Annotated in this window: 12 protein-coding genes; 3 read left to right on the plus strand and 9 right to left on the minus strand. The window is 41.3% G+C overall.

From position 1 onward, the window contains the following. Window positions 1–160: 160 nt before the first annotated feature. Genes DV872_RS27195 through DV872_RS00010 form a run of 3 tightly spaced genes read right to left on the minus strand, consistent with a single transcriptional unit; the run spans window position 161 to window position 1,000 of the window. On the minus strand, window positions 161–238 hold the full coding sequence (locus DV872_RS27195; protein WP_370446645.1) for an ATP-binding protein: 78 nt from the start codon (window positions 236–238) through the stop codon (window positions 161–163). Further along, on the minus strand, window positions 225–590 hold the full coding sequence (locus tag DV872_RS00005) for an ATP-binding protein (RefSeq protein WP_114627774.1): 366 nt from the start codon (window positions 588–590) through the stop codon (window positions 225–227). Before DV872_RS00005 ends, DV872_RS27195 begins: the two co-directional genes overlap by 14 nt. A gap of 11 nt (window positions 591–601) precedes the next feature. Next, window positions 602–1,000 (minus strand): transposase, encoded by a 399-nt coding sequence (locus DV872_RS00010; RefSeq protein WP_114627775.1) that lies wholly within the window; start codon window positions 998–1,000, stop codon window positions 602–604. A 492-nt stretch (window positions 1,001–1,492) separates the two neighbouring features. Between DV872_RS00010 and DV872_RS00015 the strand changes: the two genes are divergently transcribed. Both DV872_RS00015 and DV872_RS00020 read left to right on the plus strand, forming a co-directional pair. After that, window positions 1,493–2,062, plus strand: a complete 570-nt coding sequence (locus tag DV872_RS00015) for a Crp/Fnr family transcriptional regulator (protein ID WP_199563401.1) — start codon at window positions 1,493–1,495, stop codon at window positions 2,060–2,062. Between the two features lie 99 nt (window positions 2,063–2,161). Beyond that, window positions 2,162–3,268 (plus strand): alpha/beta fold hydrolase, encoded by a 1,107-nt coding sequence (locus DV872_RS00020; protein ID WP_114627777.1) that lies wholly within the window; start codon window positions 2,162–2,164, stop codon window positions 3,266–3,268. A gap of 191 nt (window positions 3,269–3,459) precedes the next feature. Here the strand turns inward: DV872_RS00020 and DV872_RS00025 are convergent, their stop codons facing one another. Beyond that, entirely contained in the window at window positions 3,460–5,883 is a 2,424-nt protein-coding gene (locus DV872_RS00025) for a CHAT domain-containing protein (RefSeq protein ID WP_114627778.1), read from the minus strand. Window positions 5,884–5,911: 28 nt separating this feature from the next. Between DV872_RS00025 and DV872_RS27200 the strand changes: the two genes are divergently transcribed. After that, window positions 5,912–6,064, plus strand: coding sequence for a Fic/DOC family N-terminal domain-containing protein (locus tag DV872_RS27200; protein WP_147283073.1), 153 nt, complete (start codon window positions 5,912–5,914; stop codon window positions 6,062–6,064). 65 nt (window positions 6,065–6,129) lie between these two features. Here DV872_RS27200 and DV872_RS00035 read toward each other — a convergent pair whose 3' ends face one another. The 5 genes from DV872_RS00035 to DV872_RS00055 all read right to left on the minus strand — a co-directional run bounded on the left by DV872_RS00035 (window position 6,130) and on the right by DV872_RS00055 (window position 16,318). After that, window positions 6,130–7,488 (minus strand): hypothetical protein, encoded by a 1,359-nt coding sequence (locus DV872_RS00035; protein ID WP_114627779.1) that lies wholly within the window; start codon window positions 7,486–7,488, stop codon window positions 6,130–6,132. A gap of 221 nt (window positions 7,489–7,709) precedes the next feature. Next, window positions 7,710–9,434 (minus strand): sensor histidine kinase, encoded by a 1,725-nt coding sequence (locus tag DV872_RS00040; protein WP_114627780.1) that lies wholly within the window; start codon window positions 9,432–9,434, stop codon window positions 7,710–7,712. Then, window positions 9,431–10,849, minus strand: coding sequence for a response regulator (locus DV872_RS00045; protein ID WP_114627781.1), 1,419 nt, complete (start codon window positions 10,847–10,849; stop codon window positions 9,431–9,433). The genes DV872_RS00040 and DV872_RS00045 overlap by 4 nt, the downstream gene beginning before the upstream one ends. A gap of 140 nt (window positions 10,850–10,989) precedes the next feature. Further along, window positions 10,990–13,164: a glycoside hydrolase family 3 C-terminal domain-containing protein gene (locus DV872_RS00050; protein WP_233516401.1), complete on the minus strand. Its 2,175-nt coding sequence runs from the start codon at window positions 13,162–13,164 to the stop codon at window positions 10,990–10,992. Continuing rightward, on the minus strand, window positions 13,157–16,318 hold the full coding sequence (locus DV872_RS00055; protein WP_114627783.1) for an alpha-mannosidase: 3,162 nt from the start codon (window positions 16,316–16,318) through the stop codon (window positions 13,157–13,159). The genes DV872_RS00050 and DV872_RS00055 overlap by 8 nt, the downstream gene beginning before the upstream one ends. Between the last annotated feature and the right edge of the window lie 85 nt (window positions 16,319–16,403).

Here is a 16,403-nt window from a genome sequence, read left to right on the forward strand (position 1 = left end):
ATCTGAAATTGGTCTGTTGACCGGTGGTAAAACTTTCCTTAACTGTGATTCTCTGAATCCTAAACTGTATCTCATAATTGAATATCTCCTTAAAAAGTTGATGCTTCAACTATGTTGACACATAGGGCCCCTTCACCTATATCATAAACGGTCATACTTTTTAAAGAGCCTTCCTGTATGATTTCCCTTTTATAATTACCCTGTGAGCATTATGAAACAGTCGGTCAAGCAGAGCCACTACCAATAAAACTTTTGCCGGTACCAGTGGGTCCAAGGATAAGAATGTCTTTACTCTGTTCTATCCAACTTCCATCAGATAATCTTAAAATCATATTCTTATCTAAATTGCGATCCTTCCGGTAATCTAACTCTTCAATAGATGCTTGATACCGGAATCCAGCAGCCTTGATCAGTCGCTCCTGTTTTCTGATGATCCGGTCCTCCCATTCCATGTCTACCAGTTGGGTGAGAAGCTCATCTATTGTAAACTTCTGATTCATCCCGGTTTCCAGAATACTCTGAAAAGCTCTGGACATGCCGTGCAACCTCATTTCATCCAATTTTGACAGGGTAGCTTGGTTGTTGTTCATACTCTTTTCTCCTATTGATAATATTTTTCTCCACGTATGTTGGGGGATTGTCTGGAATTAGATACAGCTGAGCCTCCTCTGAGAAGGGCTGCAATCTTCTCAGAATCAATCCGGTCATTCTTTGTCTTACCACCGCTTATAGCTTTCATACAGAGAGCATGTCCAAGTACGAAGGGGATGTTGTGTTCTATGCATAAATTTGAAATCCAGTAACAGGTAAAAATGCATTCAACACAGACAACGATATCCTCTTTGTAAGGGTTAATTGCTTCAAGGAAATCATCAGGGTCTGTTTGTATATTTTTGTGATTGAGAATTTTCCCGCTTTGATCCATAATGCAAATGTTCATAACTTTGGTGTGGAGATCGATACCACAATAGTAGTGGTGTTGTTCTTTATAGAATCTCATAAGGATACCTCCAAAATGGTTATTTGAGTATTAATTCTACTCGAAACCAGGGAGCCCTTAATGAGTAGCAATGTATTGGAGTGGACAAACCCTTCGGGACAGCTTTGCAACGCAATTCGGCGTTTTCTACAGCAAAATGGTATAGATCTCCATTACAAAACTCTTAGGGACATCATTTACGGATATTAGGCGTTCATATTGGATGGAATTGTAAACGTATATATGGTAATAAGTTAAACTTGAATAATGCGGCAATAAAATCATTCAGTATCAAAAGTTGACTGTAACTTAATTGTAAACCAGGTCAAATCTATACAAGTAATCTAAGGAAAAACTTGAGAAATGTTATTCATGGTATGAAGAAGCATTTAGAAAATAAGAATGATTTGAAACCTCCGGTGATCGGGTCATTCCCTGGGGTAATAATTGGAATAAAACTATTTATTCACTTAATTGAATTAAAAACAATTTATTGCTATTCTCATTTTTATTATGGATAAACTTGAAAAGTATTTTTCAAAACATATGACTCTATCATCAGATTTAATAGCCAAGTTTAGAAAGGCTCATATTATTAAAGAATATAAAAAAGGCTCTCTTATATTAATTCAGGGAGAAATATCAAATGAAACCTTTTTTATTTTGGAAGGATGTGTCAGAAGTTATATAATTGATAATTGCGAGGAAAAAACGATAGAATTCTATATTGAGGAAGATCCTGTAATACCTTTGAATTACGGTCAGAATGTAGAATCTGTTCATTATTTGGAATGTATTGAGGATACAATTGTCGTTGTATCCAATGAAGAAATAGAAGAAAAAATGTTAAATGAATTTCCGGAACTGAAAGAAGCTAGTAGAATTTATTCAAAAAAACTTATTGAAAATCTTCAGAACAAGTTTACAGAATATAGAATATCTACCCCGGAAGAAAGATATAAGTATTTCTTATTTAATAAACCTCAGCTGGTTAACAGGATTCCTCAATATCTATTAGCAAGTTACCTGGGAGTAAAACCGGAATCATTAAGTAGAATAAAAAGACGTCTATCAGGAAAATAAAACAGTATTTTATTTAGATCTTAACTCAAGTCAATGAAGCAGCTAATTAAAACCTCTACAGTATAGAAATATATTGGATTTAAATTTTAGGAGTTTTATATGACAAAAAAAATGAGTATAAATTTAATGGAGAACCCCGGAGCAAGTTCCGAGGTCTCTATGTTCGGAGAGGGCTGGTCGCAAAGAATACATGGCCTTCATTCCCGAGCTAAGCTTCGGAGTACTCTGGCCGGTCGAATAAAAAATAAGGCAAAAATGAAAGCTGTAATGGTAATTTTAGTGATTACTTTTTTTATCTCCTGTACAACAAACAGTCCACAGGAAATAAATGAAGCCACTGATAAATCATTAGAGCTAGAGCTTTCTAAACCTGCGGATCTGTCAAATGAACAGATAGAAGATAAAATGAGTACAGGTTATGTAACAGTTAATGATCAGGAGTTATATTACGAGGTTCATGGTACGGGAGAACCGCTGATTTTGATATGCGGTTTAAGTATGGACTTAACGGCACATATGGCTTATCTGCCGATCTTATCGGAACAATTCCAGGTAATTATTTTCGATAACCGGGATGCCGGGCGGAGCTCAAAGGCCAAAAGTCCATATACAATAGCCGATATGGCCGAAGACACTGTCGGGCTCATGGATGCATTGGGTCTTGAGTCGGCACATGTATTAGGTGGATCTATGGGAGGTACTATTGCCCAGGAGTTGGCCATTCGGTACCCGGACAGAGTAAATAAGCTGATTCTGAGTGCAACCATTAGTAAAGCGACACTTACACTGGACAGCTTTACCACGCTTATGAAATTTATTAAGAAGCATGACCAAAATAACGAGATAATCCCGCTGATGACCCTGCTAACCACTATGACAGTGAGTTTTTCAGAAAATGAAGAAATGGTTAAACAGATAATTGGTATGTCTAAGAATCCTCCTTATCCCCAATCCTTTGATGCTCTTGCTCGTCAGGTAGAGGCCATTCTTGGATTCGATGCCCTTGACCGGCTTCCTATGATAAAAGCACCGACATTGGTGCTGGCTGCAGACCAGGATATCTTAACCCCGCCGTCAGAGGCCCGAAAAATTGAGGCCGCGATTCCTGGAGCCGAGCTTCAGATTCTTGAAGGAGGAGGTCACGGATTTATGTTTGAGATCTCGGAGAAATCCAACAAGGCTATCATAGAATTTTTAAATAAATAAATTGGCAGGGAGCAATCAATTCCAGCTGTTCATGAATGTTGTTCCCCGCCCGCCAGCGGCTCCCTAACCTGACCGCTGGTGCTGCCGCTGATTATCAACCGGTAACATCATCAATGAATCCGTAGAATCTCCTCCTGTCGACATTAGTCGGGAAATCCTTTGAATCGATTATATTACATTACTAAAAAAAACTATTCCCCATAAAAAACAAATGGTGCCCAGAAAAAAGGATCATCATAAACCCCTGCGTTTATAAAATTTCGTTTCATTTCCGCCATGGCCTGATAATAAGGCCGGCCACTTTTTATCAGTTCATAAAATCCTGTCATAAAATCGCTTGTTGAAGCATCTGCTACCTGCCACAAAGAGACCGACATACTATTTGCACCTGCAATTAGAAATGCCTGTGACAATCCGACAACTCCTTCTCCTCCATAGATTTTACCAAGTCCTGTTTCACAGGCGGAAAGATTTACAAAATCAGCTTCAAATTTCAGATTTGCAATTTCAGGGACACTCAGATAACCATCATAATTACCCAGATTATTTTGAGAAAGAACTATAGCTGATAAATCAGGCTGTTCCGGTAAAACAAAACCATGTGTTGCAAAATGAATTATTTTATATCTTCTTAATTCATTTTTTGTAGACAATGATTTTATCATAGATTCACTTGCATCATCTCCGGTTAATAAATCCGATTCTGGAAAATACCTGCCTATATTTCGGATTTCTTCAAGAGTACCGGATAGATCCTTCCAGCCTTCTTCAAAAAGGGAATTATAGACAGAATTATTTAAGGAGTTTGACTCTACCTGATAATGAGCCCCTCCTATACCCAATAAATCCATACGGTCCGACGGATAGTTTCTTTGACTTATTAATTCGGACACAGCAAGAGACTGAACGTATGAAATATCGTACTGTTCAATCAGGTATCTGCCGTCGGGCATGGTTAGAGTCTCAAATGGAAGAAAAGCCAAAATACCATCGGGTATAATTATCAAATGTTTTTTGTCTTTAATATATTCTTCAGCCGGTCCTATCAGATAATCATACAATAATCTTCCGACTTCCCGTATCAACTGAGAGTTCCCGTTATATGAAAGCAGCATACGGTAATATTTTATTAAATCTTCAAAATTTATTACTAGAGTGGGTTCTTCATGATTTTCTTTTCCTGATACGGTAATCCCCCTCCGGCGGGAGGATTCAAGCTGTTTGAAATGATTTAAAGTCTGGTCAGAAAGTTGTGACAGAATAGTCTCAGGTATTGCAAATGTACCATTTATTGTGTCTTGTGTGATACTAATTATTGAAAGCCAGGGTAGAGCGCTGCCGCCGAAATTTAAGATTGCCTGTTCTTCGCTTAGGGTTTTCTGATAATTTAATACTCCGCTGAACTTCAGGGCCCCTTCTTCCCTGTTCTCCTGAAGCTGCTCCCTTAAATACTTTGTCGAAGCAAACTCCAGGGCATTAACAGTTTTCTCGAAATCTTCAAGAAGGAGATATGTTGTCGCCAGCCATTGATAGACATGAACTTCTGCCGCCAGATAATCCAGGCGGTCTTTTCCTGTCGCCGAGAGACGCAGCTTCTCTTTATTCTCTATTGCCCTTAAGAAATATGGAATTGCAGAATTATAATCCTCGAGATAATTATATGCCAATCCTATGTTAAACAGACAAACCGATGCATCTCCTACACGCTGGTTGGCTTCTGCAAGGGGTAGTGCTCTTTGATAAAATTCCAGAGCCCTGCTGTATTCACCCTGAATGTGTAAAGCACCGCCGATATGAATCAGCAGCCGGAGTTCTACCAATACATTCCCCTGTTCCTTTGCAACTTTCAGGGCTTTATAATAATAATCCAGAGCAGTTTCAGGTTCGTTTTTCTGAAAATATGCAATGCCGAGGCTGTTTAAAAGGGCCCCATAGAATCTGGATTGAATAATCCCTGGTCTATCCAGAAGACGTAAATAAGTTTCTATGGCCTCATCCATTTCATATCGAGCATGATGGATTTTACCTAAAGAAATTTGTAATGAAATAATGTTTTCCTCTACACCATTCCGGGTTGCGTAATCCAGTGCCAGTAAATAAAATTCTTCTGCAGTATCATATTTCCCCCAGGCATAATCTATATTACCAAGTCCTTCATAAACTCCTGGATAATATTCAATACTTGTAGAATCCTCTAATAATATTAATACGGAATTATACAGTTCATAAGCCTGTGACCACAAATCGTGAGCATAATAGGTATTGGCCAGATGTAGAGTGGCACTTAGAGTAATGTCTTTAATATCCTGTATTTTTGCCTTTTTTACAGCTGCCTGCAGCTCAGGAATAGCTTTTTCATAATCGAATAAATAGTAATATGCGATTCCCTTCCATAAAGCTGCATAAGCAGAATTATCATATGAAGGGGGCTGCAGTTCATATAATTCCTTCGCAGTCTGAAGTAGAGGAATTGCTCCTGCATAATCTCCCTGCTGAAATAATTCTGCACCTTTCTGAAATTGTGTGTCTGCCTTTCGCAGCTGTTTTGTATTTTGGGCTGGAAGCAGCTGGAGGGGGAGTAGTAAGCATAAAAATATGTGACAGCGTTTTATCATAATTTACCTGCTTATCAATTTTTATAATATGGAAAAACAAAACATCCTAAAGCAAGAAAACAGAGCTCGGTCAGCAATAGCGGAATTGAAAGGAATTGCGAATATAATCCCTAACCAATCAATATTAATAAACTCAATTATTTTACAAGAACAATACATCAATAAGCTATGTTTATCATAAAACTATTCAGAAAAACTATCTGGAAGTACACCATTTTTTTTACTTTCCTTTCGTCTTCCAAGGCTTCAGAATTGTAAATTCAACTCATCTAGAACTCTGTCTATTTCCGGTTTTAGGGTGGCTATATAGTGACTATAATCCACCTCCACATCTTCTGAAAAGACAATGATCCTTTTGATCTGTTCGAAAAAATTGCTGCTATGGGCGGATGAAAGATTGAAGGCATATTCAGATTTAGCGGTGCCGTTGAAGAACTGATAATCGAGATCAAATACTTTTCTGGACTTTGACTCCATACGGATAGTCCTGTTCCGGATGAACATCTCCTTTGTTTGGGAGGGAATATCCGGGGAGGTATAAAAGGAATCGAGTCCATTTTCGACTAACCTGCTGTAAATCTCAATATTCGGATTATAGTTGCTGCTCCCCATATTCTTTTCATTTGATCCATCCTTTCCCTTTGATCCAGCAATGAAATCCAACATCCGTAAGATTGTATCCATCTTGGAATCTGAAAGATGAGAGGGGAAAATAAATGATGACCAGAAAGAAGCCTCCTCATAAGCCCAAGGCTCTCCATCGCTGTTGACAATTGTCATATAAGCCAGTGACTGATAGGGATCTTTTTGCGGATACATACCCTTGAAAACTTCGATATACTTATCCAGATTATCCAGGGGGAGGTTATCAAATATTATTCCCACTCTTCCCGATCGGAAGAGGTCAACCGCAGAGCTGTAGTCGGCTAAATAAAATTCTGGAAAATAGACTCCCTCCTGGTACATACGCTGCATAAATTTAATACCATCAAGGGTCTCTTCATCATAGCCCGTCCAGACATACTCTCCATCTCGCTCCACAAACTCCATTGGAGGATTGTTAAAGGCTCGCAGTATTTCCCCGAATCCCCAATTCACTTCTGCATAACCTATGGTTTTGCCGGGTCCATTTTTTCCCGGGTCATATTCCACAAAAGCTTCGGCCAATTTAAAGAACTCTTCGATGGTATAGGTCTCCCTATATAGCCCAAGCTCTTCCGCCCAGTCTCGTCTGTAAAGAAAGTCAACCGGAGCGGTCTTACCATCTCCGGGCATATCACCACGATATAAGGGCCAGACATAGTATTCGGAGTCCACCTTGATTCGGTCATATTCAGACATTTTGGATGATAGTGCTTTCAGATTTGGATAACTTTCCAGATCAGGAAGGGGGCGAATCAATCCCTCATTGACCCAATTCTTCAGGACCGCCATTTTAAAGGGCCGAAAATCCCATTCGATCATATCGGGTACATCCGGGGAGGTGAGGGAAAGAAAAACCTGCTCGTCCCAATTCTCAAAGGACAAGCTCTCAAAAACAATATTAACAGCGAATTTTTCCATGATTATTTGTTCAGCCTGACTTAAAACTTGGGGGTCTTCCATTCTTAGATCGTGTCCTATCCATTGAATTGATAAAGTTGTTAAGGACGTTTCGTCTTGTACAGGCTCCTCTTGCTGTCTGCACACCGGTAACAGCAAGAAAAAAAGGAGTAATATAATAATTTTAATTGAAGAGAATCTTTTCTTCATAGCAGACAATCTTATATCCATCCTCTTTAATTTTACAAGGAAAATTTATATAAATGATAAACGTGTGTCTCATTTTAATGAATTGGAAGTTCAACATTTACATAAGTTCCCTTGCCTCTTTGGCTTTTTATTTGGATTCCATAGTTACTGCCGAATCTTATCTTGATCCTCTTATTAATATTAAGTAAACCCATGCTTCGCTTTTCCGAAATATACGCTTCCGTATAATTATTTATGCTTTCGGAAATTTCTTTGGATATCCCGATTCCATTATCATAGATGGAGATACAAAGGTTGTTTTCCTTACGGTACCCGCGAATAGAGAGCTCTCCGTTTCCCAGTTTTGGCTCCAAACCATGATATACGGCATTCTCCACAATCGGCTGAAGTGTCATTTTGGGTAATTTACAGTTGAAGATATTCTCATCTATATTGACTGTAAATCGAAAGCGATCCTGAAATCGTATGGAAATTATTTTCAGATACTGACCGATACAATCCATTTCGTTTTTAATGGTGGTAATCTCATCACCCTTTATACTGTATCTGAAAATATCCGCCATTGCAGTGGAAATCTCTGTGATCTCATCGGACTCGTAATGAACACCCAGGCTTCTCAAACATTCAAGAGTGTTGTACAAAAAATGCGGATTGATTTGAGCTTGAAGATTTTCAAGCTCAGCCTTTTTCTTTTCCAGCTCCACTTTCAGAAGAGAGGTTTTTGTATCAAGAATTTTTCTGTTCATCAGATCCATGCGGTCCAGCATACTGTTGATACATTCCGAAAGAATACGCATCTCATTCCCTTTGGGGAGATCAAGCCTTTTCCGAGTAGAGTGATCAACGACCGAGGCGGCAAATTCAACGACCCGGTCAATAGGCCGTGTTATGCTTCTGCTGATGACAGCCCCCACTGAGAGGAGAATTATCAGAAAGACCAGTGAGATGAAAAAACCGATATTTCTAATACGGACAAGTTTTGTGTTGACCATGGAGATGGGGATGACAGCACAGACTTTCCACCCGGTGTCAGAAATATCTTTACTGGAAAATAAAATAGGTTTTTTCTGATATTCCATCTCAATAAAAGTCCCCTCAGGGATGTTCCCGGAAAGCTGGAGAGGAAAGATCATTCCATTATTAATTCGTTCACTGGCCGCGGCGATCGTATTCTGAGTATCCAATATATAAAACTCATATTTGTTGGGAATCTCCGTTTCTGAGATAAGTGTCTCCAGAAACTCAATATTTGAAACGGCAATAGAATACCCAATAATTTCATGGGAAAAATTATCATCCAGGTTATAGACCGGATATATAAGGGAAAAGTTTTCCCGACCATTTGATTTTAAATTGTATAGTCTTGTGAACTGTCTCTGTTTTAAGGAATTTAAATAATTGTACTCTGAATTGAGTAATTCACTAATGGGAAACTCATTGGGACTGATGACTCTGTTGTCGGCACTGTGAAGTATCAGCCGATCGATATCTTTATTTGACCTTAGGAGATGTTTTCGTAATTCAAGAAATTTACTGCTGCTCTCATATTTGACAACCGGTGTTTCTGCTGTGAGTAAATCCTGTGTATCCGAACTATAGGATAATGTGTAGGCTATTCTGATTATGTCTGTAAAGTGATTCGTCACCTCCTTCTCAATTTGCTCAACCATTTTCAGGGCATATGTCTCTGTTTCTTCTTCTGTCAGATTTTTAATATTGATATAGTATATAAACTGTATGCCTAATAGGGAGATCAGGAATATGGTGATAAGCAGTATCAGCTGATACGAAATTTTCATTGTTCAATCATAACCTTATCTCTCATATTGCGGTATTTTAAGGGTGATAAATCCATTGTTTTCCTGAAGACTCTGCTGAAGTAAAAATAATCTGAATAGCCTACTGTTTCGGCAATTTCCTGGAGAGATTTCTCTGTATTATCAATGAGAGAACAAGCCTCTTTAATTCTCAGCTGGTTAATATACTTTGAGAAGGAGGTTCCTAAAATCTTATTGCAGAGCTCGGAGCAATAAGTGTAATTAATTCCGAATTGATCGGAAAGACCTCTTAGTTGAAGGTTTTCGCAGAAATGGATTTCAAGATAGTTAAGCATTTTCGTGAAGTTATTATTCCGGCTTCCCGAAATATCCTCTGTGCCAAGAGCTTCTCTGTCTATAATAAGTGTATATAATTGATGACAATAATCTTCAATGCCGGAAAAGTTTTTGACTATGCAGTTATAATCGTAGAGCAGTGCCCCACTTTCATTTCCGGATATGGATGAGAGAATTTCATTCCAGAAAAAGACAAGAGCCTCTATCGAAAATATCTTCTCCCCGAATAATTGAGGAATCATTTTAATTCCGTTTTTAAGCTCTTCGTAGCGCCTGTTCCGGTAATGGAGAGACAGGTTCTCCGAGAGCTTTCTAATGGCAGATCTTTTATTTTTTTTATAGCGGAAAAAAGTCTCATCTGTCCCGAAAAAATCAGACTCCACGGCGATATCCGCCTCCTTGTAAAGAGAGAATAGAGTCTCAGGCGATTCCGATACAGTGCTGATTCCCCAAACTCCGCTGTCATTGTCAGTGTCTATCTCTGGTTTATCTGTATTTGAATTTAGAATAAAGGCTGTTTTCTTTTTATCAGATCTAAGGGCTATATAGTCTGTCTTGCCCGAAGGATTCAGAACCGCCAGCCTTTCCACTAAACGATCCTTTACGATTGCAACGGACCAATAGGAATATCTTCCGGGAAGTCCCCTCGCGAACAACTCCTTTCTAAGATCCCCCTCATCACTGCCAAGGGAGTCCAGCAACTCAATGCCTTCTATCCTTCTCTTCTCCATCAGTTTCTTCTTGATTTTTATCAAAAGCTCCGATGTTTCATCTTTCTTAATCGGTTTTAGGTAATAATCAAATGCTCCGTAGTGCATTGCCTTTTGCACATATTTAAATTCATCAAATCCACTAATGACAACGATCAGGGGCGGATCTTTCCTCCCGGTAAGTTTTTCCATGAACTCAATCCCCGATAATCCCGGCATCCGAATATCGAGGAAAACAACATCACAATCCTGCTTCAAACATTGTTCAAAGGCGTCGAATGGATTTGTGGACCTGAAGATTACGTTAAAACCATGCTCTGCCCAAGAAAAAGTCTTTTCGATCCCTGAAAGTGTCCAGGGTTCATCATCAACGAGTATCACGTTAAACATAACGTACCGCCCTTATGTTCCGCATCAGAAGAAATTGGTAAAACATAATATCATTCCGAAGTAGATTTTTCAAACATTTCATCGATTACGACCATTGAGTGGGGTTCCGTACTTATCTGTGAAGATGCTTTTCTGTAAGTTCATTTCCCCAAATAATACGAGTCACCACGCAAACTCACGGTGCATAAAAGAACGTCCTTTCCGGTCAGTTCCAGGCTCCTTCTATCAGGCTGACTTCCGCCGATATAAATTTTATAATTTCCAGGTACAACGAATTGTTCGCCGCTGTTGTCGAAAAAAGCAAAATCTGAAGAGTTCAGTCGAAAAGATATCTTCTTAGATTCCTCTGGTTCTAAATTGATTTTTACTACCTTTTTCAATGAAAAGCGGGGCTCGTCGCTGGTTTCGCGATCCCGTCCCAGGTAGAGCTGAACGACTTCTTTACCCCCCATGGTTCCGTTGTTTGTTAGACGAACCTGAATATCCAACGAATCTCCACAGGATATATCCCTTGAAGATGGGGAGAGGAGGGCGTAGGTATAGCTGCTGTAACTCAAACCAAAACCGAAGGGGTAGAGCGGCTCCACTCCCAGATATCGATAGGTCCGATTCTTCATGGAATAGTCGCCGAAAGGTGGCAAGTCATTCATGGATTTCACAAAGGTTACCGGGAGTCTTCCTGAAGGATTGCTTTTCCCAAAAAGAATATTGGAAATGGCCCGTCCCCCCTCGGCTCCGGGATACCAGGCCTCGATGACCGCATCGCTCAGTTCATGGGCCCGGCCGATGGTCAAAGGACCGCCATTGATCAGGACAAGAATAACCGGTTTTCCCAGGGCGCAAATCTCTTCCAGAAGCTCCTGCTGTCTGCCCGGCAGACCCAGATGCAATCGATCCCCCGCTGCATCGGAATTGGAGGCATCCCCCTGTTCTCCCTCCAGGAGGGTGGACAGTCCCAGGGCCAGGACTACAACATCGGCCCGGCTGGCCATGGCTTTAGCTTCGGAAAAGCAGCCGTAAATATCCGCATACAGACAGTCTTCAGGGGGATCGATCATTCTACACCCTTCGGAGTAATAGACCCGGGTTTCGGGATTCACCTCTTCTCTTATTCCTTCGAGAACCGTGACAGTGGCCGCCGGTGTTCCGCTGTAATTTCCCAGGAGCACATTTTCGTCGGCTCCGTTGGGACCGATGACGGCAATACTTTTAATCTTGTCTTTATCAAGGGGGAGTATGCTTGAACTGTTTTTCAGCAGGACAATGGATTCTTCCGCGGCTCTGACTGCCTCCCCACGATGCTCTGAACATGCTACGACCTCAAAGGGAATCCGGCTGTATGGATGATTCTGTACAGGATCAAACATCCCCAGTCTGAATCGAGCCTTCAGGACACGGCCCAATGCCTCATCAATGGTATTCTCTGTTACCAGCTGCTGGTCATAGGCCTCTATGAGGTAATTGTAGATCTTCCCGCAGTTGAGATGACAGCCCTTGTTCAAGGCTTCTGCCGCCGACTCCACCGGACCCGCTGTTATTCTGTAATGTTCATGAAGATCTACAAGGGCACAGCAATCGGATACCACATGACCCTTGAACTGCCACTCTTTCTGTAGAATCTTTACCAGCAGTGTTTCGCTGGCACAGGAGGGCTCACCATTCACCCCGTTATAGGCGGACATCACCCCCTCAGCCTTTGCTTCGGTCACTGCAGCCTTAAATGCCGGCAGGTACGTTTCATAGAGGTCTTTCAGAGATACCTGTGCATCGAAATGATGTCTTTTCTCCTCTGGACCGCTATGAACCGCAAAATGTTTAGGTGTGGCAACGGCTTTCAGCATCGACTCGTCGGAGCCCTGAATTCCCCTTATAAAAGCAACACCCAATCTGGAAGTCAGATAGGGATCCTCTCCGTAGGTCTCATGGCCCCGTCCCCAGCGGGGATCACGGAAAATATTGATATTGGGACTCCAGAAGGTGAGGCCTTTATAGATACTGCGATCATCATACTTTACCGCTTCGTGGTATTTAGCCCGCCCCTCATCTGCGGTAATAGAGGCCACTCTATGAACAAGATCCTCATCGAAGGAGGCCGCAAGGCCTATGGGCTGAGGGAAGACTGTCGCCGTTCCCGCTCTGGCGACGCCGTGAAGAGCCTCATTCCACCAGTTATACTCTTTTATTCCCAGTCGCCCCACAGCAGGAGATCTATGAAGCATTTGAGAGATCTTCTCTTTTACAGAAAGACGGGAGATCAAGTCCTCTAACCGGGTTTCCAGAGCTAGAGATCTGTCCTGAAACGGATAATCAGTCACAGAGTTCCTCCACAAGGCCCAGGGTGACAGTTTTAATCTCATAGGGCTTAAAAAGAAGTTTTGTTTTGTTTCCTTTAAAGGATAGAGGTTGTAGCTTATGTTCATGGAGGTCACATTCATGGAGGGTCTCTATCTTCCCGGCGAAATGGAATTCTGCTTCTGTTCTCCGATTACAGCACTCATAGATTCTTAGAATGGTTTCATCCCGATCTTCCGCTTTTTTTATTACCTCGATTATAATGTTCTCCTGATTGACCGAGACAAAACTCATCTCTCGATGTAAGGGCCCCTTCTGGAGTCCAATTTCTTCTGTGTATAGCGGACAGTTCAGGAAATAGGCCTGCCTAACGGTATGACCATCCTGCCACCTCCCTTTATGCGGATAGAGGGAATAGGTAAACTCATGAACTCCCTTGTCTGCCTCAGGGTTCGGTTCAATCGCCGATTTAATAAGACTCAAGCGCATGGTGGACCCTTTTATATCGTAGCCGTATTTACAATCGTTGAGCAGACTCACCCCATAGTTATCCTCGGAAATATCGGCCCATTTATGTCCGCAGACCTCAAACTGTGCAAAATCCCAGCTGGTGTTTGAATGGGTTGATCTTTCAACATTGCCGTATTGAATTTCGTAGGTCGCCCGTGAGCTGTGAATATCAAGGGGAAATGCTGCTTTCAGGAGGATCTGAGATTCTTTCCAATCTATGGTGCTTGCAAAATCTATCCTGCGGCTGTCTTTGTAGAAATATATTTTCTGAATGATTTTAGAGTTTACAAAGTCCTTTTCGATTTTAAGACAAAAGCGCAGAAGCCCCGCATCTAAAACTTCCAGGCTCTTTAATTGATTCACGTCATACATCTTGTCCTGATAATAGATGTTGATATCCCAGGCGTCATAGTTGTGGGGCTTATCCTCAAAGGCCTGCAGCTGGTTGAGACACTGCCCTTTTTTGACCAATTGGCGTTTTTCCTCTTTGTCATACAGGGAGGAGATATTGCCCTCTTCATTTATAATGACAGAGTAAAAAGGGGTCTCCAATCTCCCATTGGAAAAAGAAAACGGATCTTCAGGTTCGCAAATATCTGCTTCATGAATAACGTATGTCTTATAACCCTTGGAAGGGATATTCTGAAGGTGGGCAAAGTAGGTTCCGGAGCCTATTTCTTGTACAGGAACGTGAAGTCCCTCACCATCCTCCAGTGTCGAGACTTTCTTATGTGAATTAAAGACAAGAATGTCAGTTCGGGAAAAGCCAAGTTGATTAAAAACAACAAGGGATTCTTTATCACTATCAATTCGAGATGCAAGGGACTTTATGGCCCCTGTAACAATACCATTCCCTTTTTGAAGGATCTCTTCATACTGGGCCCATGAATCTTCATACACCTTTTTAATCGATGTTCCTGGAAGAATATCATGGAACTGATTCAAGAGAATTATGCGCCATCCCGCATTGATTTCCTCCGCGGGGTAATCGGGTTGGACCTGCGACTCCCTGGCAAAAACCGAGAAAAATTCGGCATCCTGATAAAGAAATTCGGATTGGCGGTTATATTTTTTATTTATTCCCATGGAAGTATAGGTTCCGCGGTGATATTCAAGATAGAGCTCACCCACCCATCGGGGCAGCCTCTTGTTCCCCTGGACTTTATTTTCAAGTCTTTTAAAGTAATTGCCGGCCTTATCAAGTTTAACGGTGGGGCAGCCGGGAATTCCCCGTTCCATCCTTCTGGCCGTTTCAAGCATTTCTCTGGTGGGGCCGCCGCCGCCATCGCCGTAGCCATAACAGACAAGAATATCATCGTTAATGTCTTTCTGCTGATACCTTTGCCAGGCCCCCATGATGTGATTGGCATCAATCATTCCGTTATAGGTGGTAAACGTATTGATCCCATTCTCTTTTTTATAATCCGTGGTGGTTACAAAATGTGTAAGCACATCAGATCCGTCAATACCTTCCCAGCGGAAAGTATCAAAGGGCATTTTATTATATTCATTCCAATTAATTTTGGATGTCATAAAATATTCAATATTGAATTTGCTTAAAATCTGGGGGAGGGATGCACAATAACCAAAAACGTCTGGAAGCCAGAGAATCGTATTCTCCACTCCAAACTCCTCCCTGAAAAAACGTGTTCCAAACAGGATTTGCCGGATTAAGGACTCTCCCGAAGAGAGATTGCAATCCGCCTCAACCCACATGGCTCCTTCCGGTTCGAATCTTCCCTGAGCGACTTTTTCTTTAATTTTTTGAAAGAGCTTTGGCTGGTCTTCCTTTATGAACTGATATAGTTGAGGCTGGCTGGACATAAATATGTACTCGGGATACTCCTCCATCAGCTTAAATACGGTAGAAAAACTTCTAACGACCTTTTCCCGAGTCTGCTTTAAATCCCAGAGCCAGGCCACATCGATGTGAGTATGACCGATACAAGTGGCGGTTATATCTTCTTTTCGGTTTTTATCACTGTAGAGAACTTGGTCGAGGTACTGGATCGCTTTGCTGAGGGATGTGTAATAGGTTTCGGAATAGGGCATTCTGAAATCGATGGAATCGGCGGCCTCATTTAAATTGCAAAGCAGATCAATCCTTCTCTTGTCGTTTTCATCCAGACGCCTGGCAACCTCAAGTGGAACTGATAAATCAAAATAGAGCTGCTCTGTCTTTCTGTCATAAAGGGAGAAGGCGGGGATGAAATCCACATGATGTTTTTTAAAGCCGCTATAGGCCTGAACATCAATCGTATATTCAGCTCCCAGTTCGGCCTTAGGGGTCAGTAGAATTCTATAATGATTCAGGTCAAAGCCCTGAACGATCTCTCCGTTGATGCGTACAAGACACTGGGGATTCTTACTCAAGTCCCATTCGGAAGTACCCTCTTTGCCGGTATTCAGATGAAAGACGATTTCCCGATCTACGAAGTTATCAGGGATACTTATCTCAATACGGAACCAATACCGGCTGTCGGGATCCCCCCATTTCATCGTTCCGCAGTGAAAATCCGTCCATGGATCTGTGTTGGCATCCGCTTCCTCAAAGCTTTGATAGTCACCTTTTTTAATTGTACATACGCTTATTTCTAACTTATCCCGATATATTAAGGAGGACAGCTCTTTCAATTGCCGCTCCAACCTTTCAACTTCAAAATACATATATGATTCTGTCTCCGATTTGATACTTTATTTCGAGAAGATAAAATTTAAACGATTGCAGGAACCCAAAAAATTGATCAAAACA

It is taken from the genome of Oceanispirochaeta sp. M1, from assembly GCF_003346715.1.
In the GTDB taxonomy this organism is placed as follows: domain Bacteria; phylum Spirochaetota; class Spirochaetia; order DSM-2461; family DSM-2461; genus Oceanispirochaeta.

Bases quoted from the DNA above. Each gene is read 5' to 3' on its own strand.
- DV872_RS00020 (WP_114627777.1), top strand. From the start codon at position 2,162: ATGACAAAAAAAATGAGTATAAATTTAATGGAGAACCCCGGAGCAAGT.
- DV872_RS00045 (WP_114627781.1), bottom strand. From the start codon at position 10,849: ATGTTTAACGTGATACTCGTTGATGATGAACCCTGGACACTTTCAGGG.
- DV872_RS00055 (WP_114627783.1), bottom strand. From the start codon at position 16,318: ATGTATTTTGAAGTTGAAAGGTTGGAGCGGCAATTGAAAGAGCTGTCC.
- DV872_RS00015 (WP_199563401.1), top strand. From the start codon at position 1,493: ATGGATAAACTTGAAAAGTATTTTTCAAAACATATGACTCTATCATCA.
- DV872_RS00035 (WP_114627779.1), bottom strand. From the start codon at position 7,488: ATGGAAGACCCCCAAGTTTTAAGTCAGGCTGAACAAATAATCATGGAA.
- DV872_RS27200 (WP_147283073.1), top strand. From the start codon at position 5,912: ATGGAAAAACAAAACATCCTAAAGCAAGAAAACAGAGCTCGGTCAGCA.
- DV872_RS00005 (WP_114627774.1), bottom strand. From the start codon at position 590: ATGAACAACAACCAAGCTACCCTGTCAAAATTGGATGAAATGAGGTTG.
- DV872_RS00025 (WP_114627778.1), bottom strand. From the start codon at position 5,883: ATGATAAAACGCTGTCACATATTTTTATGCTTACTACTCCCCCTCCAG.
- DV872_RS00040 (WP_114627780.1), bottom strand. From the start codon at position 9,434: ATGAAAATTTCGTATCAGCTGATACTGCTTATCACCATATTCCTGATC.
- DV872_RS00010 (WP_114627775.1), bottom strand. From the start codon at position 1,000: ATGAGATTCTATAAAGAACAACACCACTACTATTGTGGTATCGATCTC.